Genomic DNA, 23,945 nt, shown 5'->3' on the forward strand with positions numbered 1-23,945 from the left:
CAACGGACGTAGAACAACGTCCGAACGGATCGGAAGGCGATGATGACGATGCCCGAACCCTAGGTCCGAGCAGGGAGCCGCTACCGTAGGGCTGTGCCGAAGCTCGTGGATCACGACGAACGCCGCCGCGCGATCACTGCGGCAACCTGGCGTTTGATCGCTGCCAAGGGGATCGATGCCGCGAACATGCGGGACATCGCGACCGAGGCGGGATACACGAACGGTGCACTGAGCCACTACTTCGCGGGCAAGGACGAGATTCTCCGCACCGCATTCGAGCACGTCTTCGAGGCAACGAACCGCCGTATCGACGAAGCTCTCGGCGATGCAACGGGATTCGATGCCCTCCGCATCTTTTGCCGAGAAGTGATGCCGACGACCGAAGAGACTTTGCTCGAGGCGAGAATTGCAGTCTCGCTGTGGCAACGCGCGATGTACGACGAGCACATGGACGACACGAACCGTCGATCCTTGGTGTCGTGGCGGGCGCGGATGGCGGAGTTTCTCGAGCAGGCTCGCGCAGAAGGCGACGCCGGCGACTTCGACGTCGATCTCGCCGTCGAAACGTTGCTCAACATGATGATGGGTATGCAGATTCTCGGCGTGCTCACTCCCGATGACACCACTGCCGACCGGCAGTTCGAGATGCTCGACCGGTTCATAGCTCAGCTGTAGCCACCCTGCGGGCGGGCGATTCGGCCCTGCCCACATGCCTTCGTTATTCAACGTCTGTAGAACCAACACCCGACCTCGAGGAACATCCATGCCAACCCTCACGCCCCACGCAATCGACCACGCCTTGTCGTTGCCCACCGAAGACGAGATCGCACAGGTTCGGAATGTCGTCGATGCCGCCGGATTCGTCACTGCTGCAACCCGGTTCGTCTACGTCGGACTGGACGAACCGGACAAGGCCGAGCTGTACGCCGCCGAACCGACCACCCGACGTACCTTCCGGGTGCTGTTGCACGACATCTCGACACCCGATGCCGTCGATCTTCTCGTCTCTCTCGACGAGCGTCAGGTGATCGGCTCCACGCGGCTCGACGCGATCCGTGACGGCCAGATGCCGGTGCTCGACGAGGAATTCGAGCTCGTCGAGAGCGTGCTCTCCACCGATCCGGACTGGCTTGCCGCGCTGGCCGCGCGCGGACTGGACGTAGCACACGTACGAGTGGCACCCCTGTCAGCAGGGGTGTTCGACTACCCGGGCGAGCATGGTCGACGCATCCTGCGCGGCCTGGCCTTTCGTCAGGACTACCCGGCCGATCATGCGTGGGCGCATCCCATCGACGGTCTGGTCGCCTTCGTGGACGTGATGAATCGGACGGTGGACAAGGTCGTCGACCTGGGTGCGGTTCCCATTCCGGAGGAGTCGGGAAACTTCGACGATGTGTCCGTTACCGGCCCGCTGCGCACCACGCAGAAGCCGATCGAGATCACTCAACCCGACGGCCCGAGCTTCACGGTTCGGGGCAATCGCGTCGACTGGGAGAAGTGGTCCTTCAGGGTCGGCTTCGATGTGCGTGAGGGCCTGGTGCTGCACCAGATCGGGTTCGAGGACCGGGGTACCGTGCGCCCGATCGTTCACCGCGCTTCGATCGCCGAAATGGTTGTCCCCTATGGAGATCCGTCCCCGGTTCGGTCGTGGCAGAACTACTTCGACACCGGTGAGTATCTGGTGGGACGGTACGCGAACTCACTCGAACTCGGGTGCGACTGCGTCGGCGATATCACGTACTTCGACGCCGTGATCGCCGACGAATTCGGCAACCCGAAAACGCTGACCAACGCCGTGTGCATGCACGAGGAGGATTTCGGGGTGCTCTGGAAGCACACCGATCTGTGGTCGGGCTCGCAGGAGACCCGCCGCCAGCGCCGACTCGTGATCTCCTTCTTCACCACCATCGGCAACTACGACTACGGATTCTTCTGGTACCTCTACCTCGACGGCACCATCGAATTCGAGGTCAAGGCAACCGGAATCGTATTCACGTCCGGGCATCCCGGTGGTGACTACCCCTACGCAACAGAGATCGCCCCGGGACTCGGAGCGCCGTGCCACCAGCATCTGTTCAGTGCGCGACTCGACATGATGGTCGACGGTATCGGCAACTCCGTCGAGGAGATCGAGACCCGCCGGGTACCGATGGGACCGGACAACCTGCACGGCAATGCCTTTGCTCTGCAACACACCCCACTGGCCACGGAAGCCGAGGCGCAACGTATCGCCGACGGCACGGTGGGCCGCGTCTGGCACGTCACCAATCCGACCTCGCTGAGCCGGCTCGGAAAGCCCGTCGGATACACGCTGCACCCCGAAGGCCAGCCATTGCTGCTGGCCGACGACAACTCGTCGATCGCGCGACGTGCCACGTTCGCCACCAAGCATCTCTGGGTGACGCAGTTCGACCGAAGCGAACGTTATGCCGCAGGCGATTTCGTCAACCAGCATCATGGGGGAGCGGGTCTGCCGGCATTCGTGGCGTCGAACCGTAGCCTCGTCGACGAGGACATCGTGCTGTGGCACACCTTCGGGCTCACCCACTTCCCGAGACCCGAGGACTGGCCGATCATGCCGGTGGACTACACCGGCTTCAAACTGAAGCCCGCGGGATTCTTCGATCGCAACCCCACCCTCGACGTGCCGCGCTCGAGTTCTGCGCACTGCGCCGCCTCGAGCTGCGCGAGCGGTGAGCAGAATGTCTGAAACGCAATCGAATTCGACGGCAGGTGCGCTCCGCGGATCCATCGGCGTCGTCGGAATCGTGTTCCTGGTCATCGCCGCTGCAGCGCCGCTGACGGCCATCGGTGGGGCCCTGCCGGTCATGATAGCCACAGGTAACGGAGCGGGCGCTCCGCTCGCCTACATCGTCGCGGCGGTCGTCCTGCTGATCTTCAGCGTCGGGTACGCGGCCATGAGCCGACACATGGTGGACACCGGTGCGTTCTACGCCTACGTGGAGAAGGGGCTCGGGAGAACCATGGGCCTCGGTGCCGCGGGTCTGGCGCTGCTGACGTACACCGCCATTCAGGCGGGCATCTACGGCCTCGCCGCATCGACCGTCGACAGCCTGGTCGTGAAGTACGGCGGACCCGACCTGCCGTGGTGGTTGTGGGCGCTCGGTCTCGTCGCGATCGTGGCGCTGCTCGGCTACCGCAGCATCGATCTCGGTGCCAAGGTGCTCGGGGTGCTGCTGGTGCTCGAGATCGGCATCATCGTGATCCTGTCGGTCGCGGTGTTCGCCAAGGGCGGTGCCGCGGGCATCGACGTCGAATCGTTCACTCCCTCGGCCTTCTTCAGCGGATCACCGGGAATCGCCCTGATGTTCGCAATCGCCTCGTTCATCGGTTTCGAGGCCACCGCGATCTACGGCGAGGAGGCGCGTAACCCCACGCGCACCGTTCCGATTGCGACCTACGCCGCTGTCGTCACCATCGGACTGGTGTACGCGGTGTCGAGTTGGGCCGTCGTGCTCGCCTTCGGCAGCGCGTCCGTCGCGCAGGCCGCTGCCGACGACACGGCGGGATTGACCTTCGCCGCTGCCGCCCAGTACCTGGGCCCGATGTCGGCGGACATCATGGAAATCATGTTGGTCACCAGTCTCTTCGCCGCTCTGTTGGCGTTCCACAACGCAATCGGTCGGTACGTCTTCGCACTGGCCCGGAAGGGCGTCGCCCCCTCGTTGTTGGCGCGCACCCACTCCCGGCACGGCTCCCCGCACATGGGGTCACTGTTCCAGACCGCCTCGGCCGCGGTGGTTCTCGCGGTCTTCGCGGTGGCGGGCGCAGACCCGGTGCTGCAACTGTTCACCTGGATGTCAGGACTGGCTACCGTCAGCATCCTGGTTCTGATGATCCTCACCGGCGGCGCCATCATCGCGTTCTTCCGTCGATCGAGTGTGGACACACGGACTTGGCACACCGTCGTCGCGCCTGCGCTGGGAACTCTTGGCCTGGTGGCGATTCTGGGCCTCGTGCTGGACAACTTCACACTGCTGATCGGCGGTTCGGGAGTGCTCGCCGCCCTTCTGTTGATCGTCGTCGTGGCATTCTTCGTGGGAGGAACAATGACGGCACGAGCGACTCGGAGCCGAACTCTCGAGACGACGGAGGTCTGACACCGATGGTCATGACGGTGCTGATGGCGCTCGGTGCAGTGGGTGCTGTTCTCCCGCTGCTCGGACGTGGCAAGCACACGGGGCGGGTGCGGTGGGCTCACCTCTGCATGGGCATCGTCATGGCCTCCATGGTGGCCTTCGGTACCGACCCATCCATGGCGCTGATATCGATACTCGCTCTCGTCGCGGTTGCCGTACACGTCACCGCAGACGTGCCGAACAGAACCCGATCGATTCCATGCGCGGTGGACCTGACCTGCATGGCCGTACTACTGATGATGCTGCCGCCCATGCACTCCCACGCGGAATCGCAGGCGACGACGCGGCACCGGCACGGAGTCGAGGCCGATCCAAGGGTCATCGCCGCGCTACTCCTGGTGGGGTGGATGGCCGTAACGATCCACCTGTTGCGCACCAACCCGCCCGGACGACGAGTGACGGCAGGTTCCGCATTGATGATCCTGGGAATGGCGCCGATGGCCTTCTGACCGAGCTCGCTCATGGTGGTGCGCATCTGCCCCAGAATGTGTGCGCTCAGCGACATGTTTGTGTTCGCGGATTCGGCCACTGTTGTGTCGACGGTCACAACAGAAAGAGGCAGCGCATGTCGACGGATTACATCGTAGTGGGAGCAGGATCAGCAGGAAGCGTCATCGCGCGGCGCTTGCTCGATGCCGGGCACACCGTGCACGTGATCGAAGCCGGACCGGTGGATACCGACCCGGCGATCCACTCACCCCAGGGCTGGCCGACGCTGCTCGGCGGATCACAGGACTGGGGACTGTTCACCACCCCGCAGAAGCACGCGAACGATCGGCGGATCTTCTGGCCGCGTGGACGCGTACTCGGCGGCAGCTCGTCCCTCAACGGAATGATCTACGTCCGAGGACATTCCAGCGACTACGACGGGTGGGCGTCCGCCACCGGCGATGCCGGGTGGTCGTGGGAGAACGTACTGCCGCTGTTCAAGCGCTCGGAGTCACACGAGCTCGGATCCAACGAGTTCCACGGCGGCGACGGTCCGCTGCCGGTGTCCATCATGGGCACCCCGCATCCACTGGCGGCTGCCTTCGTCGACGCGGCAGTCGAGCACGGGCACAAGCTCATCGACGACTTCAACGCCGACGAGATGGTGGGCGCGGGCTACAACCACACCACCACGCGACGGTGAGCGGATGAGCGCGTGGAAGAGCTTCGTCGGGCCGGTGTTGAACAATCCCGATCTGACCGTCACCACCGGCGCGCTCGTCCACAAGGTGGTGCTCGAGAACGGTCGAGCGGTGGGAATCGAGTTCAGTCGCGGCGACTCCGAAGTACAGCGTGCGTTCGCCGACCATGAGGTCATCCTGTGCGGTGGAGCACTCGGCTCACCGAAGACGTTGATGCTCAGCGGAATCGGGCCATCGGATCACCTGTCTGCTATCGGGGTCGACACAGTCCTGGACCTGCCCGGCGTCGGCGAGAACCTGCACGACCATCTGCTGCTCAGCAACATCTACGAGTCACTCGAGCCGCTCGCGGCCGGCACCAACAACCTGCTCGAGGCGCAGCTGTACGCCCGCAGCACAGGATGGGTCGGCGCCGCACCGGATCTGCAGCCGCTGTTCATGCACATTCCGTACCCGGCAGACGGATACCCGGTGCCAGAGAACGGCTACACCATCGCACCCGGCATCGTCGCTCCACGCTCGCGGGGGACCCTGCGGCTGGCGTCCTCGGACCCCAGCGAACTGCCACTGGCGGATCCGAACATCCTGGCCGATCCGTACGACCTCGAAGCGATGGTCGACGCGGTGGAGATCTGTCGCGAGATCGGTGCCTCCGACGCGTTCGCACCGTGGCGCAAGGCCGAGGTGGTTCCGGGGCCGAGCGCGCGCACCCGCGACGATCTGCGAGCCTACGTTCGCCAGACCGCGGGTACGTATCACCACCAGGTCGGAACCTGCAAGATGGGTGCGGAATTGGACGCGAATTCCGTTGTCGGAGCTGATCTTCGAGTGCGAGGAGTCGACGGCCTACGAGTCGCGGACGCGTCTGTCATGCCGACGGTGCCGTCGGGCAACACCAACGCGCCGTCCATCATGGTGGGCGAGCGGGCCTCGGATCTGATTCTCGGAACGTGATTCGTGGTCGGGTGAGGGCGGCGTACGCCCTCACCCGGCGCGATACTCGCGCGGCGACATGCCGTACGTCTCCTTGAACAGTTTCGAGAAGTTCGAGGAATCGATCAAACCGTTTCGCGCGCAGATGGTTCCGATGCTGTCTGCGGCGAAGCGGGGGTCGCGTAGTTCGCGGTGGCATCGGTCGAGTCGCCTGGATCTGATCCAGCCGGCCACGGTACGGCCGTCGGACTCGAACAACTTCTGCAAGTAGCGCGTCGAAATATGCAGTCGCGCAGCGATCGACGCCGTGGACAGTGTGGGATCGGACAGATGCGACTCGACGAGGCTCTTGGCCTCGATCAGTAGCGTGGAACCCGGCGCATCATGGGGAGCCGCATCGTCGAGCGCGGCACAGAGAAGGTCGAGCACTGCGTTCTCGAGCATCGGCGTCGCCGGCAGTGTTCCGTCTGCGGCGTTGCGGCGCAAATTGAACAGAAACGGCGAAACCAACGCGCCGACGCCGTGATCGCCCTCGATGCGACGCGCGGCAACGGTTGTCAACTCACGGGAATCGATGCGGAGCGCGTCGCGGGGGAACATCACCACGAACATCTCGAAGTCTCCGACGAAATGCAGATCGTACGGGGCACTGGTGTCGTACACCGCGAAGTCGCCCGGCTCCAGCACGGCCTCGCGGTCGTTCTGAACCAGCGTGCCGCGGCCGGTCAATTGCAGTCCGACCTTGATCAGGCCGGGATCGGCACGCTTGATGGTGGCGCGGGTGCGCCGCACGTCCACCTCGCGCCCGGCGACCTCGCTCAGTTGCAGCGATCCCAACGTCGACGACACCAGGGTGCCCTGGAACGGAGACTGCCCGGTGGACACAGCGTCGAGCGGCACGAACGCCGTCGAGACGTTCTCGCGCCATTGCTCGAAATCCTGTGCCACCGGGCTCATGTCATACGGCCGGGCGGTTGTCTATCAGCCTGCGGGCCTTACCGATCGAACGCTCCAACGCCGTCTGCGGCAGTACGTCGACGTTCACCGTCACACCGATCCGATTCTTCACCAGCTTCTGCAGCGTCACGCCAAGGCCGGCGTACTGATCGGACGGCACATCGGGCCTGGCCTCCACCCGCACCGTCAGGGAATCCATTCGGCCTGCACGATCGAGTACGCACTGAAACTGAGGTGCGAGCGCGGGGACACCCAGGATGAGCTCCTCGATCTGCGTCGGGAAGAGATTGACGCCGCGCAGGATGATCATGTCGTCGGTCCGGCCGGTGACCTTCTGCATCCGACGCATCGTGCGGGCCGTGCCGGGCAGCAGACGCGTCAGATCCCGGGTGCGATACCGCACGATCGGCATCGCTTCCTTGGTCAGGGAAGTGAACACCAATTCACCCTCCTCGCCGTCGGGCAGAACTTCGCCGGTCACCGGATCGATGATCTCCGGGTAGAAATGATCCTCCCAGATGTGCAGTCCGTCCTTGGTTTCGACGCATTCCATCGCCACACCCGGTCCCATCACCTCGGACAGGCCGTAGATGTCGACGGCATCCATCGCCAGAGTGTTCTCGATTTCGGTGCGCATCTCCTCGGTCCACGGCTCGGCACCGAACACACCGGTCTTCAGCGACGTCTTCGCGGGATCGATCCCCTTCTTCACCATGGCGTCGACGATCGTCAGCATGTAGGACGGGGTGACCAGGATGGCGTCGGGCTCGAAGTCCTGGATCAGTTGGATCTGACGATCGGTCATGCCACCGGACATCGGAATGACCGTGCAGCCGAGTCGTTCTGCGCCGTAGTGCGCGCCGAGCCCGCCGGTGAACAGTCCGTACCCGTAGGCCACGTGCACCTTGTCCGAAGGCTTGACGCCACCCGCGCGGAGACTACGGGCGATGAGATCGGCCCAGTTGTCGATGTCCTTGGCGGTGTAGCCGACGACGGTCGGACGACCGGTGGTGCCCGAGGATGCATGAATGCGCGAGACCTGGTTCTGCGGCACGGCGAACATGCCGAACGGGTAGTTGGCCCGCAGGTCCTGCTTGGACGTGAAGGGGAACTTCGCCAGATCGCTCAGGTCCTTCAGGTCGCTGGGATGCACTCCGGCATCGTCGAATGCCTTCTTGTAGTGCGCCACATTGTCGTAGGCATGCTGCAGAGACCACCGCAGACGCTCCAACTGGAGAGCGGATATCCGGTCGCGAGAAGCGAACTCGATGTCGGGGGTGTCGGTGGGGGTGGACAAGACGCTGGTCATGGCAGTCTCCGGGGGATCAGGCGTCGAAGTCGACGGTGACGGTGTCGCTGACGGGGAAGGTTTGGCAGGTGAGCACGAAGCCGGCGTCGACCTCGTTGTCCTCGAGCGCATAGTTGCGACGCATGTCGACGTCGCCGAAGGTCACCTTCGCGCGACACGTGCCGCACACTCCGCCCTTGCAGGCGAACGGAAGATCGGACCGCAGCTGCTCGCCCGCATCGAGAATCGACTCGTCCTGAGGCAGTGCGCCTTTCACCTCACGGCCGTCGAGGATGATGGTGACCTCGCTGCTGGGCCCGGTGACGCCGGGCTCACGGTGCTTCTCCTGCGGCGGCGGTACGTCGTCGACGTAGAACAGTTCGTGGTGAATGCTGCTCTTGGCGACGCCGAGCTCCTTCAGCACGTCCTGTGCGTCGTTGACCATCCCGAACGGACCGCAGAGCCAGAAGTGATCGATATCCGGCGTGGCGACGACAGTGTCGAGTATTTCGCGCAAGCGCTCGGCATCGAGCCTGCCGCTGAACAGTTCGACCTCGCGTGGCTCCCTGGACAGAACGTGAATGACGTCGAATCGACTGCCGTACTGGTCTTTGAGGTCGGCTATCTCCTCGGCGAACATCACCGTGCGTGTGCGCCGATTGCCGTACAGCAGAACCACTTCGGCATCGGGGTTGGCGAGCACGGAGGCCGCGATCGACAGCATCGGGGTGATGCCGGATCCGGCCGCGATGAGAACGTGCCTGCCCGCCGCTGCCGGGTCTGCATGGAAATTTCCGGTCGGACCCTGAACGTCGATGCGGTCGCCGGCCTTGACCTCGCGGACGAGCCAGGACGAGAACAGGCCGTCGCTGACCTCGCGAACGCCGACGCGTGGACGCGAGCCCGCGGGTGCACAGATCGAGTAAGAGCGGCGATGCTCCACACCGTCGATCGTGCGGCTGAGCATCAGCGACTGACCCGGCTTGAAATCGAATTCCTCGCGCAGATCCTCCGGTACGTCGAAGGTGACGGCCACCGCGTCGTCGCACAGTGATTCCACATCGGCGACGGTCAGGGTGTGAAACGGCTTGTTGCGTTGGGTCTTCTGTACGGGCTCGGCGGTGACGGTCATCAGATTTCCTTGACGTGGTCGAAGGGTTCGAGGCAGTCGTCGCACCGATACTGGGCCTTGCACAGCGTCGCGCCGAACTCGGACGTCAGACGGGTGTTGACGGAACTGCACTGCGGGCAGGCGATCTCACGGGGTTTGACCGTCAGGGTCAACGGAACCGGGCCGGAGGTTCGGGTCGGAGCAGGACCGGGCGTCGAGTAACCGGATTCGCGTAGCTTGCGCAGGCCCTCCTCGGAAATCCAGTCGGTACTCCACGCCGGGGTCAGGCTGGTGACGATCTCGACGTCGGAGTACCCGTGATCGGTCAGCTTGTGCGCGATGTCGTCGCGCATCGTCGCCATCGCCGGGCATCCCGAGTACGTCGGGGTGATGGTGACGAGCACGCTGCCGTCCTCGCGGACTTCGACGTCACGGAGGACGCCGAGGTCGTCGAGGGTGAGCAGCGGCATCTCGGGATCCATGACGGTAGCGGCGATCTCACGCGCCGTTCGTTGAAGTGTGGTCACCAGACTCCCTCCGGATGTGCTCTGGCCACTACCTGCATCTCGGCGATCAACGGTCCGAATGCCTCGGTGTGGATTCCGCGTCGGCCACCGCGGCCGCCGATGGTGCCGACGGATTTACCCTCGGGTGCCTCGAGCTCTGCGGCGTGCAGAACCTGTGCGAGAACGGAATCGAACTCCTCGCGAATATCCCGGGGGTCGACGGCGACGCCGACCTTCGCCAGGGCGATTTCCTCGTCCGTGGGTACGAACAGTTCGGAGACGTACGGCCAGATTCCGGTCACGGCGTCGCGCACTCGTTGCTTGGATTCATCGGTTCCGCAACCCAGCGTCACGACCCAGCGCGCGGCGTAATCACGATGGTAGGTCAGCTCTTTGACGCCTTTGCTCGCGACAGCGGCCAGAACCGGATCGCGAGATTCCTGCAGACGGGTGAAGACGGCGAGCCGCCACGTCGCGAACACCAGCAGGCGGACCTGGGATTTCGCGAAGTCACCGTTGTCGAGTTCGGTGAGTCGCACACACCGGAAATCTGCCTCGTCGCGGAAGAACGACAGTGCATCCTCGGCCGGTGCGGGAGAGGTGTCCGAAATGAACGGCACCACCGTCGGGTCTGCTTTGGCGGCGCGGGCCAGCAGCAGCCGAGCCTGGCCGAGGAGATCGAGGCCGACGTTGGCCAGGGCCACTTCCTCTTCGAGCTCCGGTGCGCGGGTGCTCCACTGCGCCAGTCGCTGCGAGCTGATCAGCGCGTCGTCGCCGAGCATGAGGCAGTATGCGGCAAGGGCTTTCAGGTCGACGTCGTCGGGGACGGTGGTGTCGACTCCGGCGAGCGGGTCGTCGAAACTCGTTCCGAATGCCCACTGCCCGTGTGAATCCTCGTCGACGAGGCCCTCGTAGGCGCTGTCGTGATCAGTCATCAGTGCTTGTCCTCTTGAAGAATGGGTCTCACATGTGGGGGACGTTGTCGGGGATCTCGTAGAACGTCGGGTGGCGGTACACCTTGTCGCCACTCGGTGCGAAGAAGGGATCCTTCTCCGACGGGGACGACGCGACGATGGAGTTGGACGGAACCACCCAGATGCTGACGCCCTCGTTGCGACGGGTGTAGACGTCGCGGGCGTGCCGCAGTGCCATGTGGTCGTCGGCAGCGTGCAGCGATCCGACATGCACGTGGTTCAGGCCGCGCTTGCCGCGCAGGAACACCTCGTACAACGGCCAATCGGCCTTGACGGCTTCTCTTTTCGGCTCGACCGGAACGTTGTCGGTGGGAACTGCTCCGTGGCCGCCCTCGGCGGTGAACTCGTTCATGATGCTGCGTTCCTTGCTGCGAATGCGGTTGCGGCCTCACGGACCCAGGCACCGCCGTCGTGCGCTGCGCGACGGTTCGCGATGCGCTCGACGTTGGAGGCGCCGTTGCCCTTGATCACCTGCATGAACTCGGACCAGTCGGGCTCGCCGAAATCGTGCGACTTACGTTCTTCGTTCCACTTCAGATCCGGGTCCGGGAACGTGACACCCAGAGCCTTTGCCTGCGGGATCGACATGTCGACGAAGCGTTGGCGCAGTTCGTCGTTGGTGTGACGCTTGATGCCCCACTTCATCGACTGCTCGGTGTTGGGGGACTCGTCGTCCGGCGGACCGAACATCATCAGTGCCGGCCACCACCAGCGGTTCACCGACTCCTGGACCATGGCGCGCTGCTCCTCGGTGCCGCGCATCATCGTCGCCAGTAGTTCGTAGCCCTGGCGCTGATGGAAGGATTCTTCCTTGCAGACGCGGATCATCGCGCGTGCGTACGGTCCGAAACTGCTGCGGCACAGGGGAACCTGATTGCAGATAGCTGCGCCGTCGACGAGCCAGCCGATGGTGCCCACGTCGGCGTACGTCAGGGTGGGGTAGTTGAAGATCGAGGAGTACTTCTGCTTGCCCTCGATGAGCTTGACCGTCAGGTCGGCGCGGTCCGCTCCGAGCGTCTCCGCGGCGGAGTAGAGGTAGAGGCCGTGGCCGGCCTCGTCCTGCACCTTGGCCATCAGAATCGCTTTGCGGCGCAGCGACGGCGCGCGGGTGAGCCAATTGCCCTCCGGCTGCATTCCGATAATCTCGGAATGCGCGTGCTGGGCGATCTGCCGAATGAGCGACTTGCGATAGCCGTCGGGCATCCAGTCTCGCGGCTCGACGCGCTGCTCACGGGAAATGGTGTCGTCGAACCCGTCCTGCAGCGTTTCGGCGGACAGGGTGTTTGACGTGGTCATAAATCCTACTTTCATTACCGAATGATCGGTTGGTAACCAGTATGCCTCGAAGTGACCCCGGGCACAAGAGCGGCTGCGCCGCACGTGCGCGAGGTAGGAGTGGAGCCTGCGGAACGACCGAAGACACTTCGTAGCAGGGGTCGAGTTTCTGTTCACATGCCGACGAAGGAGGCTCTTTTTTTCGCCAGAAACGCATCCACCGCTGCTTTGTGATCTGCTGTTTGTCCCAGAGCGGTTTGTGCCTGAGCCTCGCGGTCCAAGGCGTCGGACAGTCCCGATCGAGCGATCAGCGACTTGACCTGCTTGTAGGCCTGGGTGGGCCCGGCCGCGAGCGAGGTGGCGAGCGTGCGCGCGGTCTCGAGTACGTCCCCGTCCTCGACGACGCGATGCACCAGACCCCAGTCGAGGGCCTGCGCGGCGGTGACCCTGTCGCCGAGCAGCATCAGACCCGCGGCCCGGCTCGATCCCAGAGCCTCGACCAACGAGTAGCTCAACCCCGAGTCGCTGGCCAGGCCGATTCCGGTGAACGCCGTCGCGAACGAGGACTTGGTGCCCGCAACCCGAATATCTCCGGCCAAGGCAATCCCGAGACCTGCGCCGACGCATGCACCGGGGATAGCCACGACGATCGGTACCTCGAGCGCAGCCAGTCCGCGAATCACCGGGTTGTAGTGCTCACCGACGGTATCCATCGCCGTCGCCGGATCGTCCTCGAGTGCGGCGACGTGCTCGCCGAGATCCTGGCCGACGCAGAAGTTCTTCCCCTCTGCGGTGATCAGCACGGCGCGCACCTCGGGGGCAGCGGCCTTCTGGACGGCCTCCGCCAACGCGAGCTTCGTCGTCACATCGAGGGCATTGTGTGCCTCGGGGCGAGCGAGAGTGATGGTCGCCAAGCCGTCGGCGATGTCGAACCGTACCGTCATGCGTTCGTCCAATCGTGAAAGCCGCGACCGGACTTGCGTCCGATGTCGCCGCGAGCAACCATGTCTCGCAACAACTGCGGGGGTGTGAACCTGTCGCCGAGGGTCGACGCCAGGTGTTCTGCGATGGCGAGCCGAACGTCCAACCCGACGAGGTCGGTCGACCGCAACGGTCCCATCGGGTGCTTGTAGCCCAATTCCATGGCGCGGTCGATGGATTCCGCGTCGGCGACGCCTTCTTCCAACATCCGAATGGCCTCGAGCCCGAGGCAGACACCGAGCCGCGAGGTAGCGAAGCCGGGGGAGTCGTTGACGAGCACCTCGGTCTTGCCCAGGAGTGACACCCACTGCTGTACTCGCTCCACCACGTCCGCGGAGGTGGCAGGCGCGCGCACGATCTCGACGAGAGTCGACGCCGGAACCGGGTTGAAGAAGTGCATCCCGATGAAGCGGCTCGGATCACTCAGTGCTGCACCGAGTTCGGCGATGGAGATCGAGCTCGTGTTCGACGCGATGACGGTCTTTTCGGATGCGACTTTGTCTATCAGCGCCAACACCTCGACCTTGAGCGCCGGAATCTCGGGCACGGCTTCGACCACCAGGTCGAGGTCGGCCGCGAGGTCCGCGGGCCCGGCGACCGTGGAGACCCGCGCGAGAATCGCAGCGGGATCCTCACTGAGTTTGCCGCGCTCGTGCGCCCGATCCAACCCGGTCGAGACTCGTCCGAGGGCGGCCTCCTGGTCGGCGGCTTCGGCGATGACGACGGTGGAACCGAGGGCGGCGAATACCTGCGCGATGCCTGCACCCATGCGGCCGCCACCGACCACTGCCACCTTTGATGGAGCTGTCATTTCTTCTTCTCCAGAAATGCCGTCATTCGGCGTTGTTTGTCTTCGGTCTCGAACAGAACAGCCTGCGCGATGTCGTCGGCCCACGGATGTGAACCGGGTGCATCGACAATCTTCTTGGTCAGCTTCAGCGCCAGAGGTGCTTGCTTGGCAATGCGATCCGCGAGGGAATGCGCTGCGGCCAACGGCTCGTCGACGACGTCCAGCACCAGGCCGGAGCGCAGTGCCACCTCTGCGTCGAGCGTCCGGCCACCGAGGAGTACCTGCTTGGCGACGGACACTCCCACCAAAGTCGGCAACCGGTAGCTGGCCCCGGCGGCCGCCATGATGCCCAGCCCCGGTTCGGGATTGCCGAACACCGCCGTCGGCGAGGCGATACGGATGTCGCAGGCGTAGGACAGTTCTGCGCCACCGCCGAGGGCGTAACCGCGGACCGCGGCGATCGTCGGCAGGGGCAGTGCGGCGATGCGGTCGAACAGGTTTCGGTTGATGCCGCGCAATGCGTCGTCGCGGGTACGGGCGCGCAGCTGGTTGATGTCGGCACCGCCGGCGAAGTGCTCGCCCTGCCCCGTCAGGATGACGATCTTGGGGTCCTGCTCGACGAGCGCGCACACCTCGTGCAGCTCACCGATCATCTCGGCATCGATTGCGTTGCGATGTTTCTCGCGATTCAGGGTGACGACAACGCGGTCGGTCAGCTCCTCGACGACGAGCGTGTTCACGGTGCCTCGATCAACATCGACACGCCTTGCCCGACGCCGACGCACAGCGTCGCGAGCCCACGGGACGCCTTCTCACGTTCCATCCGGCCCAACAGCGTCAACAGGATTCGAGCACCGGAGGAACCTAGGGGGTGGCCGAGGGCGATGGCCCCGCCGTCGGCGTTGACGATGTCCTCGTTCAGCTTCAGTTGACGGATGACGCCGAGGGACTGGGCCGCGAAGGCTTCGTTGAGTTCGACGGCACCGAGGTCCTCGACAGACCACCCGGCGCGAGCGAGCGCCTTCTGTGTGGACGGCACGGGCCCGAGCCCCATGATGTGCGGCGCGATGCCTGCACTCGCACTGGTGACGATGCGTCCGCGAACGTCGAGGCCGTACTTGTTCACGGCCTCCTCGGAGGCCACCACCAATGCCGACGCACCGTCGGTGAACGGTGAGGACGTTCCGGCGGTGACGATGCCGTCCTTACGAAACACGGTCTTCAGAGTGCTGAGCTTCTCCAACGTGGTTCCGCGTCGCGGCGTCTCGTCCTCGGTCACCTCGCCGTTCTTGGTCGAGACGGGCACGATCTCGTCGGCGAAGCGTCCGGCATCCTGGGCGGCGATGGCACGCTGCTGGCTGCGGAAGGCGAAGGCGTCGGACTCCTCGCGGGTGATGCCCTCGCTGAGCGCGACCTCCTCGGCGGTTTCACCCATCGACAGGGTGATCTTGGGATCGGTCCCCGCGTCGTGGGAGGCGAAGGTCGGATTGGTGAATCGCCAGCCGAGGGAGGTATCGAAGATCTCCCCGGGCTTGGCCCATGCGGTTCCCGGCTTGGCCATGACCCAGGGCGCGCGCGTCATGGACTCGACGCCACCGGCCACGATGATCTCGGCCTCACCGCTGCGAATGGTGCTCGCGGCGTTGGCGACTGCGGTCAGTCCGCTCGCGCACAGGCGATTGACGGTGTATCCCGGCACGGTATGGGGGAGTCCTGCGAGCAGAACTGCCATTCTGGCCACATCGCGATTGTCCTCGCCTGCCTGGTTCGCGGCACCGAGAATCACCTCGTCGATCCGGTCGACGGGAACGCCCGCGCGCCGGACCGCCTCGGCGACGACGATCCCGGCCAGATCGTCGGGGCGCACGGTCGACAGCGCACCGCCGTAGCGCCCGTGCGGGGTGCGTGCGCCGGCCACCAGAAATACTTCGCCCACTTCGAACTCCTTCGTACGGTTGCGTCATTGATAACCGAACATTCGGTCGTTTGGCAAGGTCTGCTGCCCGTGGTGCTGTGGAATCGGCCATCGGCTGAGAAGATGTGGCAATGACAACCGCACGCGCGCCGCGCAAGACCGGACAGCCAGGGCGGCCGGGATACGACCTCGATTCCCTCCTGGCAGTGGCGGTCAAGGTCTTCAACGACCGCGGATACGACGGCACCAGCATGGAAGTTCTGGCGAAGCGGCTCGGCATCACCAAGTCCTCGATCTACCACCACGTGTCCGGCAAGTCCGAGTTGCTCGAACTCGCGCTGTCGCGGGCTCTCAATGCACTGTTCGCCGTCACGACCGAGGATCGGGCGACGACCGGGCGATACATCGACCGCCTCGAATACCTGGTGCGACGCAGCGTGGACATCCTGTGCGCGGAACTGCCCTATGTGACGCTATTGCTGCGCGTGCGAGGCAACACCGACGTCGAGCGGCGCGCCCTCGCCCGTCGCCGCGAATTCGATTCTTTCGTCACCGGGCTCGTGGTCGCCGCCGCCGAGGAAGGCGACCTGCGTCCCGGTGTCGACCCGGCGCTGGCGTCGAAGCTGGTGTTCGGCACGGTCAACTCGCTCATCGAGTGGTACCGCCCGCGCACCGGTGGATCGGTCGAGGAATTGGCCGACGCGGTCGTGGCGCTGACCTTCGACGGGTTGCGTCGCACGTAGCCGGACAAGTCTTGACATCTCGGCGTTCGACGGCGATGGTAATTACCGACCGAACGTACGGTGAGATGGAGGCGTTGTGAGCAGACTTCTGGAAAGCTATGCCCAGGGAGCGTGGTATTCCGCGACCGACGAGGGAACGCCGCTGCTGAGCGCCGTCGACGGCAGCGAGATCGCCCGGGTGTCCTCCAGCGGTCTCGACGTTGCCGGCATGGTCGACTACGCCAGAACTGTCGGCGGCCCGGCCCTCGCCGCCTTGACGTTCCACGAGCGCGCGGCGCTGCTGAAACAGTTGGGCCTGACGCTGATGGCCGGCAAGGAGGAGTTCTATCAACTCTCCCGGCATACCGGAGCCACCGTCCGTGATTCCGGCGTCGACATCGACGGTGGATTCGGCACCGTGCTGAGCTACGCGAGCAAGGCTCGACGCGAGCTGCCCAACGACACTGTCTATCTCGACGGTGCGATCGAACAGCTCGGCAAGAAGGGTACCTTCCTCGGTCAGCACATCTACACCTCGCGGCGCGGTGTCGCCGTGCAGATCAACGCCTTCAACTTCCCCGTCTGGGGATTCCTGGAGAAGCTGGCACCCGCGTTCATCGCCGGCGTGCCGTCGATCATCAAGCCCGCCAGCCAAACTGCGTACCTCACCGAGCTGGTGTTCCGCCGGATCATCGAGTCGGGACTCCTGCCCGAGGGATCGGTACAGCTGCTGTGCGGTAGTGCCCGCGGCGTCCTCGATCACCTCGGCGGCCAGGACTCCGTCGCTTTCACCGGAAGTGCCGATACCGCAGCGACTCTGCGCTCGCACCCCAAGGTCGTCGGCGAGGGATTGCACTTCACGGCCGAGGCCGACTCTCTGAACGCGTCCATTCTGGCTTCCGATGTTGCGCAGGGCGATCCGGAGTTCGATCTGTTCGTCAAGGGCGTCTTTGTCGAGATGACATCCAAGGCGGGACAGAAGTGCACGGCCATCAGGCGCGTGTTGGTCCCGCAGGACTCGGTCGAGCCCGTCATCGAGGCGCTGAAGGCAAAGCTGGAGAAGGTCGTCGTCGGTGATCCGGCAGACGAGGGCGTCACCATGGGTGCGCTGGCGAGCATCGAACAACGCGACGAGGTACTCAAATCCATTCGTGGACTGACCAAGTCCGCTTCGGTGGTCTTCGGCGATCCGGAGACGGTGGATCAGCGAGCCGGCGCATTCATGGCACCGGTGCTGCTGAAGGCCGGAGACAAGACCGCGACCGAACCACACGACATCGAGGCCTTCGGGCCCGTCTCTACCGTCATCGGCTACGACAGCACCACAGACCTCCTCGATCTCGTCGCCCGCGGCAAGGGCTCGCTGGTTGCCTCTGTCGTGACCAAGGATTCGGCCATCGCACGCGAACTCGTACTCGGGTGCGCTCCGTACCACGGGCGCATCCTTGTGTTGAACGCCGAGGATGCGAAGGAATCGACCGGCCACGGATCGCCGCTGCCAGTTCTGGTGCACGGCGGACCCGGACGGGCCGGCGGCGGCGAAGAACTCGGCGGTATCCGCGGCGTACTGCATCACATGCAGCGCACAGCAATTCAAGGAACCCCGGATGTGCTGACTGCGGTGGGCAACAAGTGGGTGGCCGGTTCTGCGCGCATCACCGGCGATGTGCATCCGTTCCGCAAGAACCTGGGCGAGCTGAAGCTCGGCGACACCATCGTCGGTGGACCCCGGCAGGTCACCCGAGCAGACATCGATCACTTTGCCGAGTTCACCGGTGACACCTTCTACGCACACACTGATCCCGAAGCGGCAGCGGCCAACCCACTGTTCGGCGGTATCGTCGCGCACGGCTACCTGGTGGTGTCGTTGGCAGCCGGGCTGTTCGTCGATCCGGCACCGGGCCCCGTACTTGCGAACTTCGGCGTCGACAGCCTTCGTTTTCTCACGCCCGTCAAGGCCGAGGATTCACTGACTGTCACGTTGACGGCCAAGCTGATCACACCGCGCCAGAGTGCCGACTACGGCGAGGTACGTTGGGATGCAGTGGTTGTGAACCAGAACGACGAACCGGTCGCCACCTACGACGTGCTGACCCTGGTTGCGAAGCCCGAGGACGCAGCATGAGTATTCGCGTTGCCGTCTGTTACGGAATGCCCGAGGACCCTGCCGCATTCGATCGGCACTACGCCGACGTGCACGTGCCCCTCGCTCGCGCCGTTCCCGGCCTGGTCGACTTCACCTGGGGCACGCTCGACTCACTCGACGATTCACCGCCGCCCTACTATGCGATCGCCAGCCTGTACTTCGCGGACGAGGCGTCGCTGAAGGCCGGACTGTCCTCGCCCGAGATGAAGGCGGCAGGCAAGGATCTGCGCAACTTCGCGACCGGTGGGGCCGTGATGTTCACTCAGAACGAGCGATCGGTGTTGCAGCCGTGAATGATTCGATGATCGCCCGGGAGATGTTCGAGGTCGACGCCGCGTCCCGCAAGCTCGGCATCGAACTGATCGAATTGTCACCTGGGCACGCGAGAATGTCGATGGCCGTCACCGAGGACATGGTCAACGGCTATGCCATCACCCACGGCGGCTACGTCTTTCTGTTGGCGGACACGACGTTCGCGATGGCCTGCAATTCACACGAGGACTCGGCCGTCGCGGCACGATGCGACATCCGCTATCTCCGTCCGACGAAGGCCGGTGACGTCCTGGTCGCCGACGCCGTCGAGCGTGCAAGGTTCGGCCGCAACGGCCTGTACGACGTGTCGGTCACGTGCCGAGACGAGCTGATCGCCGAATTCCGAGGTGACAGTCGCACCGTAGCCCGGTAACGGCACCGCACATGGAAGTACTGTGAATCGGTGAGCACTGCGGATCTCTCGGCGCTGGCGGACGCAACCGCCACCGCGGTGGGCGGCGCTGTGTCGGTGATGGATCCACTCGGCTTCGTCATCGCCTACTCGTCCGTACCGGGCCAGCCGATCGACGACGTCCGTCGAGACGGGATCCTCGGGAAGCAGGTTCCGGCCGAGTACATGGTGCATCACCTCGACCCCGACTTCCGGCAGAGCTCGACGGTGCACGTGGTCGACGTTCCCGGAGTGCTCCCCCGACTCGCGGTGGCCGTCTCGGTGGACGGGGAGTACCTCGGCTCTATCTGGAGTATTGGTACTGGGGTTTCCCTACGTCCCCCCGACACCGGCGTGGTGGCGGCCATGACGCGTGCGGCAGCAGCCGCGGTGCCCCTACTGCTGGCCCGGCGTCATCCGGCCGGTGCCGACAATCCGAGGGTGCGTGCGCTCCTGACCGACCCAGAGACCGTCACACCGCCCGGCAGCCTCTACGTCGTGCTGGCAGGGAGGGGCGAGTTTGCGCAATCGGAGGCTCAGCTGGTGCAGTTGGCCGATCTGTTGGAGCTGACGTTCGGCACTGCGTCGGATTCGGGCTGTGTCATCGAGGATCACACCGTTTGGCTGGTCACGGCGGCCGAGGACGAACGCGGTGTCGCCGTTGCGGCCGAGGATGTTCGACGCAAGGCGGAGGCCGCGTTCGGTGTATCGGTCACCTTTGCGATCGGCGGTCCGGACTCCCGGCCCACAGTGGCACGCCGACATGCGCAGTGGGTACTCGACGCAGTCGGGGACGGTGTGACGACGACCTTTCGGCAGAGTCGGGTGTCGGTCACTCTACGTAGAGCGGCTGATGCACTGTATGACATCCCGTTGGCCATACCGGCCGTCGAGAAGATGCTCGCCTGCGACGCCGCGGAAGGTACCGAGTACTCCGCGACGGTGTTGGCGCTGTTGGCGCACGAGTCCAATGTTGCCGCCGCGTCGGCATCGTTGTATTTGCACCCCAACACCTTTCGCTATCGACTGCGGCGTACCAAGGAGCTGTTCGGTCTCGATCTCGACGACGCGGACACCCGACTGCTGGTGTGGATGGCGCTCCGGCTCACGTCCGGGCGGTGAGCACCTTTCCTGGGTTGAGCAGGTAGTGCGGGTCGAGCAATTCCTTGATGCCGCGCTGCAGTTCTGCTGCAACCGAATCGAGTTCGGTCTCGAGTAGGTCTCGCTTGAGCAGCCCGACTCCGTGCTCGCCCGTGATGGTTCCGCCGAGCGAGAGGGCGAATGCGGCGATCTCGTCGAACGCGCGGTGAGCGTCCGTCAACGACTGTGGGTCCGTCGGGTTCACGATGACCGTGGGATGGATGTTTCCGTCCCCCGCGTGGCCGACGACGCCGATGACGATCCCGATGCGCTCGGCGATGCGTCCGACCTCGTCGATCATCGCGGCGAGGTGCGAAATCGGAACGGACACATCGTCGACCAACGGAGAACCGAGACGCTCGAGTGCCGGGTACGCCAGTCGACGTGCTTGAACGAGTTGCTCCGACTCGACCTCGTCCTCGGCGACGGCCACGTCCACTGCGCCGGATTCGGTGCACAGTGCGGCGATGGCCTCGAGCTCCTGCACGGCACCGTCGCCGATGTCGGACTGCGCAATCAGCACGGCCGCGGCATCGGTACCGAAGTCCATCCGGGCGTAGGCGTCGATCGCGGCGATGGTGGTGCGGTCCAACAGCTCGAACAGGCTAGGGGTGATACCGGCGGCACGAATCCGCGTCACCGCCTCTCCGGCAGCGACGGTCGAGGGGAAGGTCGCGGCCATCGTCAGTGGTGCGGCAGCCGGAAAGTCGAGGCCGACGGTGGCCTCGGTGATGATGCCGAGTGTGCCCTCGGAGCCGACGAACAGATCGGAGAGGGACAGCCCGGCCACGCCCTTGACGGTGCGTCGGCCGACGAACGTCGCCCGGCCATCGGCGAGTACCACACGCAGACCGCGGACGAATCGTGCTGTGACGCCGTACTTCACGCAGCACAGGCCGCCGGCGTTGGTAGCGATGTTGCCGCCGATCGTCGACGCCTCCCAGCTGGACGGGTCGGGCAGGTACGTCAAACCTTGCTGCAGGGCAGCATCTTTGAGTTCCTTGTTCGTCACGCCGGGTTGCACGACGGCGGTGCGGTTGACGACGTCGAGCTCGATGATGTTGTTCATGCGGCGGGTGTTGAGGGCAATGGCTCCGACGCTGGTGTTCGCGGCTCCGGCCAAGCCGGTCAACGCTCCCTGCGGGACAACGGGAATGCGGTGCGCCGACGCAATGCTCATGATCGCCTGGACGTCCGATTCCGTGGTCGGCAGCACCGCGGCCAGCGGAAGCGCGGATTCGCACAGAGCGGCTGCGTCGTGACGGTAGCTCTCGAGGATATCGGGGTCGGTGATCACCGCGTCGGAACCCAGCGCACGCATCAGTTCGTCGATGATCGGAGAGCGCTGAACGAGAGTCGACGTCGGTGCAGACATGAGTTCGAGTATGACCTTCCGTCACTTCGGATGTCTGCGTCGTTTCGAACGAACCCGAGGGCTCGGATCGGTAGTTTCCGACGAACTGCGTCCACCGCCTTGTTATGTCCGCTACCACCTTGACAAACTGTGGTGGCGCCGGTCACAGTAATTACCGACCGAATGGACGGTGAGTTTCATCCGCTTCTGCGGTTGCAGGAATCACCGACCTTCACCCATCACAACCCCGCCCCACATCACTCCGAACTGCCGCTCGATGCCCGAGTGCCGGAGCCCGAACGAAACGAGACAAGTCGATGTCAACCCAGGTCGAGACGCCCACCGGGGTGTCGCGTGAGCATCGCCGCGCCGCCATGGCCAGCATGGTCGGCACCACCGTCGAGTGGTACGACTTCTTCATCTACGCGCAGGCGGCGTCGCTGATCTTCGCGCAACTGTTCTTCGCGCCCATGGGCTCGTCCGGACAGCTCGTCGCCTATGTCACGATCGGCATCAGCTTCATCTTCCGTCCACTCGGGGCCATCGTCGCCGGCTACTTCGGTGACAAGATCGGCCGCAAGAAAGTCCTCATCGCGACCCTGACATTGATGGGTGCGGCCACCGTGGGCATGGGACTGCTCCCCACCTACGCGACCATCGGCATCTGGGCCCCGATCATTCTGATCGTGCTGCGCATCCTGCAGGGATTCTCCACCGGTGGCGAATGGGGCGGCGCGGCACTGATGGCCGTCGAGCATGCACCGAAGGGCAAGCGCGGAATCTACGGCGCGGCAACCCAGATGGGCGTTCCGCTCGGCATGCTCATCGCAGTGGGGACGTTGGCGCTGTGCACCGGCCTGCTCAGTGAAGAGCAGTTCGAGGCCTGGGGCTGGCGCATCCCGTTCCTGATCAGCTTCGTGCTCATCCTCGTCGGCTTCTACATCCGACGTCGTGTCGAGGAGACTCCAGTGTTCAAGGAGCTCGCAGAACGCAAGGAGCGCAACCACACTCCGGTTCGCGCGCTGTGGCGCACCAACAAGAAGCAGGTCATGCTGGCCGCGCTGTCGTTCATCGGCACCAACGGCAACGGCTACATCATCGTCGGTGGCTTCATCGTCGCGTACTCGACGAGGGAACACGGACTGGCTCGCGTGGATGTGTTGGTGGCGAGCTTGTTCGCAGCCATCGTCTGGGGAGTGTTCACTCTGCTCGGCGCGCATCTGTCCGATCGCTACGCCCGGACCACGATCATGAACGTCGGAAACGCGGCAATGGTGTTGTGCGCCATCCCGTTCTTCCTGCTCGTCGACACCGGTGAATTGCACTGGATCTACGTGGCCCTCGGGCTCTTTGCCGTCGGACTCGGCCTCTCCTACGGACCGCAGCCGGCCCTGTACGCCGAGATGTTCCCCGCAGCAGTCCGATTCAGTGGAGCGTCCATCGGATATGCCATCGGAACCGTGCTCGGTGGAGCATTCGTCCCGACCATCTCCGAGGCACTGTTCAACGGAACCGGCACCTCGATGTCGATCTCGATCTACCTGATGATCCTGGCCGCGATCTCCTTCGTTGCGACCTCGCGCATCAAGAACCGTAAAGACGAGGATCTGAACGTCTGACGTCGCATTGACGAAGGCCCCGAGACCGATGCGGTTTCGGGGCCTTCTTTGTTTACTGGGCGGTCCACCGTGGTGCAGAACTGCTCTGATGCGATTCCTGATGAAGTAGCGACGTCGAATAATCGAGACAGCGGGACTTCGTGTCAGCTGTCGATGGTTGCGCCGACGTAACTCGCCCCGGTACTTTGAAGTTCTTGCCGCCCCATCGAGGTGGGGCTGGAAGTGAGCCACAGAATCACTC

24 protein-coding genes are annotated in these 23,945 nt (G+C 64.4%); 12 read left to right on the forward strand and 12 right to left on the reverse strand.

Going from position 1 to position 23,945, the window contains the following annotated elements:
• Nucleotides 1–105 precede the first annotated feature (105 nt).
• From R3P95_RS17450 to R3P95_RS17475, 6 genes are all read left to right on the forward strand, one after another.
• The gene (locus R3P95_RS17450; RefSeq protein ID WP_082899042.1) at nucleotides 106–675 is read left to right on the forward strand and encodes a TetR/AcrR family transcriptional regulator; all 570 of its coding nucleotides are present in this window, start codon (nucleotides 106–108) and stop codon (nucleotides 673–675) included.
• An 88-nt stretch (nucleotides 676–763) separates the two neighbouring features.
• The gene (locus R3P95_RS17455; protein WP_149407173.1) at nucleotides 764–2,710 is read left to right on the forward strand and encodes a primary-amine oxidase; all 1,947 of its coding nucleotides are present in this window, start codon (nucleotides 764–766) and stop codon (nucleotides 2,708–2,710) included.
• Entirely contained in the window at nucleotides 2,703–4,121 is a 1,419-nt protein-coding gene (locus R3P95_RS17460) for an APC family permease (protein ID WP_149407174.1), read from the forward strand. Before R3P95_RS17455 ends, R3P95_RS17460 begins: the two co-directional genes overlap by 8 nt.
• 5 nt (nucleotides 4,122–4,126) lie before the next feature.
• A complete protein-coding gene (locus R3P95_RS17465; protein ID WP_068054461.1) occupies nucleotides 4,127–4,609 on the forward strand; it encodes a DUF5134 domain-containing protein in 483 nt (160 codons plus the stop codon).
• Nucleotides 4,610–4,725: 116 nt separating this feature from the next.
• Complete coding sequence (locus tag R3P95_RS17470; RefSeq protein WP_262498522.1) at nucleotides 4,726–5,292, forward strand: GMC family oxidoreductase; 567 nt, start codon at nucleotides 4,726–4,728, stop codon at nucleotides 5,290–5,292.
• A gap of 4 nt (nucleotides 5,293–5,296) precedes the next feature.
• A complete protein-coding gene (locus tag R3P95_RS17475; protein ID WP_262498523.1) occupies nucleotides 5,297–6,244 on the forward strand; it encodes a GMC family oxidoreductase in 948 nt (315 codons plus the stop codon).
• Nucleotides 6,245–6,274: 30 nt separating this feature from the next.
• On the opposite strand, the gene R3P95_RS17480 is transcribed toward R3P95_RS17475, so the two are convergent.
• The 11 genes from R3P95_RS17480 to R3P95_RS17530 form a co-directional block, all read right to left on the reverse strand.
• Nucleotides 6,275–7,180, reverse strand: a complete 906-nt coding sequence (locus R3P95_RS17480; RefSeq protein WP_269594699.1) for an AraC-like ligand-binding domain-containing protein — start codon at nucleotides 7,178–7,180, stop codon at nucleotides 6,275–6,277.
• A gap of 1 nt (nucleotide 7,181) precedes the next feature.
• On the reverse strand, nucleotides 7,182–8,489 hold the full coding sequence (gene paaK / locus R3P95_RS17485; RefSeq protein ID WP_149407176.1) for a phenylacetate--CoA ligase PaaK: 1,308 nt from the start codon (nucleotides 8,487–8,489) through the stop codon (nucleotides 7,182–7,184).
• 16 nt (nucleotides 8,490–8,505) lie between these two features.
• The gene (gene paaE / locus R3P95_RS17490; protein WP_149407177.1) at nucleotides 8,506–9,600 is read right to left on the reverse strand and encodes a 1,2-phenylacetyl-CoA epoxidase subunit PaaE; all 1,095 of its coding nucleotides are present in this window, start codon (nucleotides 9,598–9,600) and stop codon (nucleotides 8,506–8,508) included.
• A complete protein-coding gene (gene paaD / locus R3P95_RS17495) occupies nucleotides 9,600–10,061 on the reverse strand; it encodes a 1,2-phenylacetyl-CoA epoxidase subunit PaaD (protein ID WP_373454764.1) in 462 nt (153 codons plus the stop codon). Before paaD ends, paaE begins: the two co-directional genes overlap by 1 nt.
• A gap of 41 nt (nucleotides 10,062–10,102) precedes the next feature.
• Complete coding sequence (paaC, locus tag R3P95_RS17500) at nucleotides 10,103–11,020, reverse strand: 1,2-phenylacetyl-CoA epoxidase subunit PaaC (protein ID WP_149407178.1); 918 nt, start codon at nucleotides 11,018–11,020, stop codon at nucleotides 10,103–10,105.
• A 28-nt stretch (nucleotides 11,021–11,048) separates the two neighbouring features.
• Complete coding sequence (gene paaB, locus R3P95_RS17505) at nucleotides 11,049–11,411, reverse strand: 1,2-phenylacetyl-CoA epoxidase subunit PaaB (protein ID WP_149407179.1); 363 nt, start codon at nucleotides 11,409–11,411, stop codon at nucleotides 11,049–11,051.
• A complete protein-coding gene (gene paaA, locus R3P95_RS17510) occupies nucleotides 11,408–12,355 on the reverse strand; it encodes a 1,2-phenylacetyl-CoA epoxidase subunit PaaA (protein ID WP_149407180.1) in 948 nt (315 codons plus the stop codon). Before paaA ends, paaB begins: the two co-directional genes overlap by 4 nt.
• Nucleotides 12,356–12,507: 152 nt before the next feature.
• On the reverse strand, nucleotides 12,508–13,278 hold the full coding sequence (locus R3P95_RS17515; RefSeq protein WP_317548995.1) for an enoyl-CoA hydratase/isomerase family protein: 771 nt from the start codon (nucleotides 13,276–13,278) through the stop codon (nucleotides 12,508–12,510).
• Nucleotides 13,275–14,126, reverse strand: coding sequence for a 3-hydroxyacyl-CoA dehydrogenase family protein (locus R3P95_RS17520; protein ID WP_317548996.1), 852 nt, complete (start codon nucleotides 14,124–14,126; stop codon nucleotides 13,275–13,277). Before R3P95_RS17520 ends, R3P95_RS17515 begins: the two co-directional genes overlap by 4 nt.
• Nucleotides 14,123–14,845: an enoyl-CoA hydratase/isomerase family protein gene (locus tag R3P95_RS17525; protein ID WP_149407183.1), complete on the reverse strand. Its 723-nt coding sequence runs from the start codon at nucleotides 14,843–14,845 to the stop codon at nucleotides 14,123–14,125. The genes R3P95_RS17520 and R3P95_RS17525 overlap by 4 nt, the downstream gene beginning before the upstream one ends.
• Complete coding sequence (locus R3P95_RS17530; protein WP_317548997.1) at nucleotides 14,842–16,041, reverse strand: thiolase family protein; 1,200 nt, start codon at nucleotides 16,039–16,041, stop codon at nucleotides 14,842–14,844. Before R3P95_RS17530 ends, R3P95_RS17525 begins: the two co-directional genes overlap by 4 nt.
• A 110-nt stretch (nucleotides 16,042–16,151) precedes the next feature.
• Here R3P95_RS17530 and R3P95_RS17535 point away from each other — a divergent pair, with 110 nt between their 5' ends.
• The 5 genes from R3P95_RS17535 (at nucleotide 16,152) to R3P95_RS17555 (ending at nucleotide 20,713) form a co-directional block, all read left to right on the forward strand.
• Nucleotides 16,152–16,763 (forward strand): TetR/AcrR family transcriptional regulator, encoded by a 612-nt coding sequence (locus R3P95_RS17535; protein ID WP_032380646.1) that lies wholly within the window; start codon nucleotides 16,152–16,154, stop codon nucleotides 16,761–16,763.
• A 76-nt stretch (nucleotides 16,764–16,839) separates the two neighbouring features.
• Nucleotides 16,840–18,867, forward strand: coding sequence for a phenylacetic acid degradation bifunctional protein PaaZ (gene paaZ / locus R3P95_RS17540; protein WP_317548998.1), 2,028 nt, complete (start codon nucleotides 16,840–16,842; stop codon nucleotides 18,865–18,867).
• A complete protein-coding gene (locus R3P95_RS17545) occupies nucleotides 18,864–19,181 on the forward strand; it encodes an EthD family reductase (RefSeq protein ID WP_149407186.1) in 318 nt (105 codons plus the stop codon). The genes paaZ and R3P95_RS17545 overlap by 4 nt, the downstream gene beginning before the upstream one ends.
• 23 nt (nucleotides 19,182–19,204) lie before the next feature.
• Nucleotides 19,205–19,573 (forward strand): hydroxyphenylacetyl-CoA thioesterase PaaI, encoded by a 369-nt coding sequence (gene paaI, locus R3P95_RS17550; RefSeq protein WP_188078777.1) that lies wholly within the window; start codon nucleotides 19,205–19,207, stop codon nucleotides 19,571–19,573.
• 30 nt (nucleotides 19,574–19,603) lie between these two features.
• The gene (locus R3P95_RS17555; RefSeq protein ID WP_317548999.1) at nucleotides 19,604–20,713 is read left to right on the forward strand and encodes a PucR family transcriptional regulator; all 1,110 of its coding nucleotides are present in this window, start codon (nucleotides 19,604–19,606) and stop codon (nucleotides 20,711–20,713) included.
• Here the strand turns inward: R3P95_RS17555 and R3P95_RS17560 are convergent.
• A complete protein-coding gene (locus tag R3P95_RS17560) occupies nucleotides 20,697–22,106 on the reverse strand; it encodes an FAD-binding oxidoreductase (RefSeq protein ID WP_317549000.1) in 1,410 nt (469 codons plus the stop codon). The two genes, R3P95_RS17555 and R3P95_RS17560, sit on opposite strands and share 17 nt — an antisense overlap.
• Nucleotides 22,107–22,402: 296 nt before the next feature.
• Between R3P95_RS17560 and R3P95_RS17565 the strand changes: the two genes are divergently transcribed.
• The gene (locus tag R3P95_RS17565) at nucleotides 22,403–23,704 is read left to right on the forward strand and encodes an MFS transporter (RefSeq protein ID WP_149407189.1); all 1,302 of its coding nucleotides are present in this window, start codon (nucleotides 22,403–22,405) and stop codon (nucleotides 23,702–23,704) included.
• The last annotated feature ends 241 nt before the right edge of the window (nucleotides 23,705–23,945 follow it).

The sequence above is a fragment of the Rhodococcus cercidiphylli genome (assembly GCF_033042225.1).
Lineage (GTDB): Bacteria > Actinomycetota > Actinomycetes > Mycobacteriales > Mycobacteriaceae > Rhodococcoides.

Coding starts and splice junctions, on each gene's coding strand:
- R3P95_RS17560 (WP_317549000.1), bottom strand. CDS start 22,106: ATGTCTGCACCGACGTCGACTCTCGTTCAGCGCTCTCCGATCATCGAC.
- paaA (WP_149407180.1), bottom strand. CDS start 12,355: ATGACCACGTCAAACACCCTGTCCGCCGAAACGCTGCAGGACGGGTTC.
- paaI (WP_188078777.1), top strand. CDS start 19,205: ATGTTCGAGGTCGACGCCGCGTCCCGCAAGCTCGGCATCGAACTGATC.
- R3P95_RS17535 (WP_032380646.1), top strand. CDS start 16,152: ATGACAACCGCACGCGCGCCGCGCAAGACCGGACAGCCAGGGCGGCCG.
- paaD (WP_373454764.1), bottom strand. CDS start 10,061: ATGGATCCCGAGATGCCGCTGCTCACCCTCGACGACCTCGGCGTCCTC.
- R3P95_RS17515 (WP_317548995.1), bottom strand. CDS start 13,278: ATGACGGTACGGTTCGACATCGCCGACGGCTTGGCGACCATCACTCTC.
- paaB (WP_149407179.1), bottom strand. CDS start 11,411: ATGAACGAGTTCACCGCCGAGGGCGGCCACGGAGCAGTTCCCACCGAC.
- R3P95_RS17545 (WP_149407186.1), top strand. CDS start 18,864: ATGAGTATTCGCGTTGCCGTCTGTTACGGAATGCCCGAGGACCCTGCC.
- R3P95_RS17565 (WP_149407189.1), top strand. CDS start 22,403: ATGTCAACCCAGGTCGAGACGCCCACCGGGGTGTCGCGTGAGCATCGC.
- paaE (WP_149407177.1), bottom strand. CDS start 9,600: ATGACCGTCACCGCCGAGCCCGTACAGAAGACCCAACGCAACAAGCCG.
- R3P95_RS17480 (WP_269594699.1), bottom strand. CDS start 7,180: ATGAGCCCGGTGGCACAGGATTTCGAGCAATGGCGCGAGAACGTCTCG.
- R3P95_RS17455 (WP_149407173.1), top strand. CDS start 764: ATGCCAACCCTCACGCCCCACGCAATCGACCACGCCTTGTCGTTGCCC.
- R3P95_RS17460 (WP_149407174.1), top strand. CDS start 2,703: ATGTCTGAAACGCAATCGAATTCGACGGCAGGTGCGCTCCGCGGATCC.
- R3P95_RS17475 (WP_262498523.1), top strand. CDS start 5,297: ATGAGCGCGTGGAAGAGCTTCGTCGGGCCGGTGTTGAACAATCCCGAT.
- paaK (WP_149407176.1), bottom strand. CDS start 8,489: ATGACCAGCGTCTTGTCCACCCCCACCGACACCCCCGACATCGAGTTC.
- R3P95_RS17520 (WP_317548996.1), bottom strand. CDS start 14,126: ATGACAGCTCCATCAAAGGTGGCAGTGGTCGGTGGCGGCCGCATGGGT.
- R3P95_RS17465 (WP_068054461.1), top strand. CDS start 4,127: ATGGTCATGACGGTGCTGATGGCGCTCGGTGCAGTGGGTGCTGTTCTC.
- R3P95_RS17470 (WP_262498522.1), top strand. CDS start 4,726: ATGTCGACGGATTACATCGTAGTGGGAGCAGGATCAGCAGGAAGCGTC.
- paaC (WP_149407178.1), bottom strand. CDS start 11,020: ATGACTGATCACGACAGCGCCTACGAGGGCCTCGTCGACGAGGATTCA.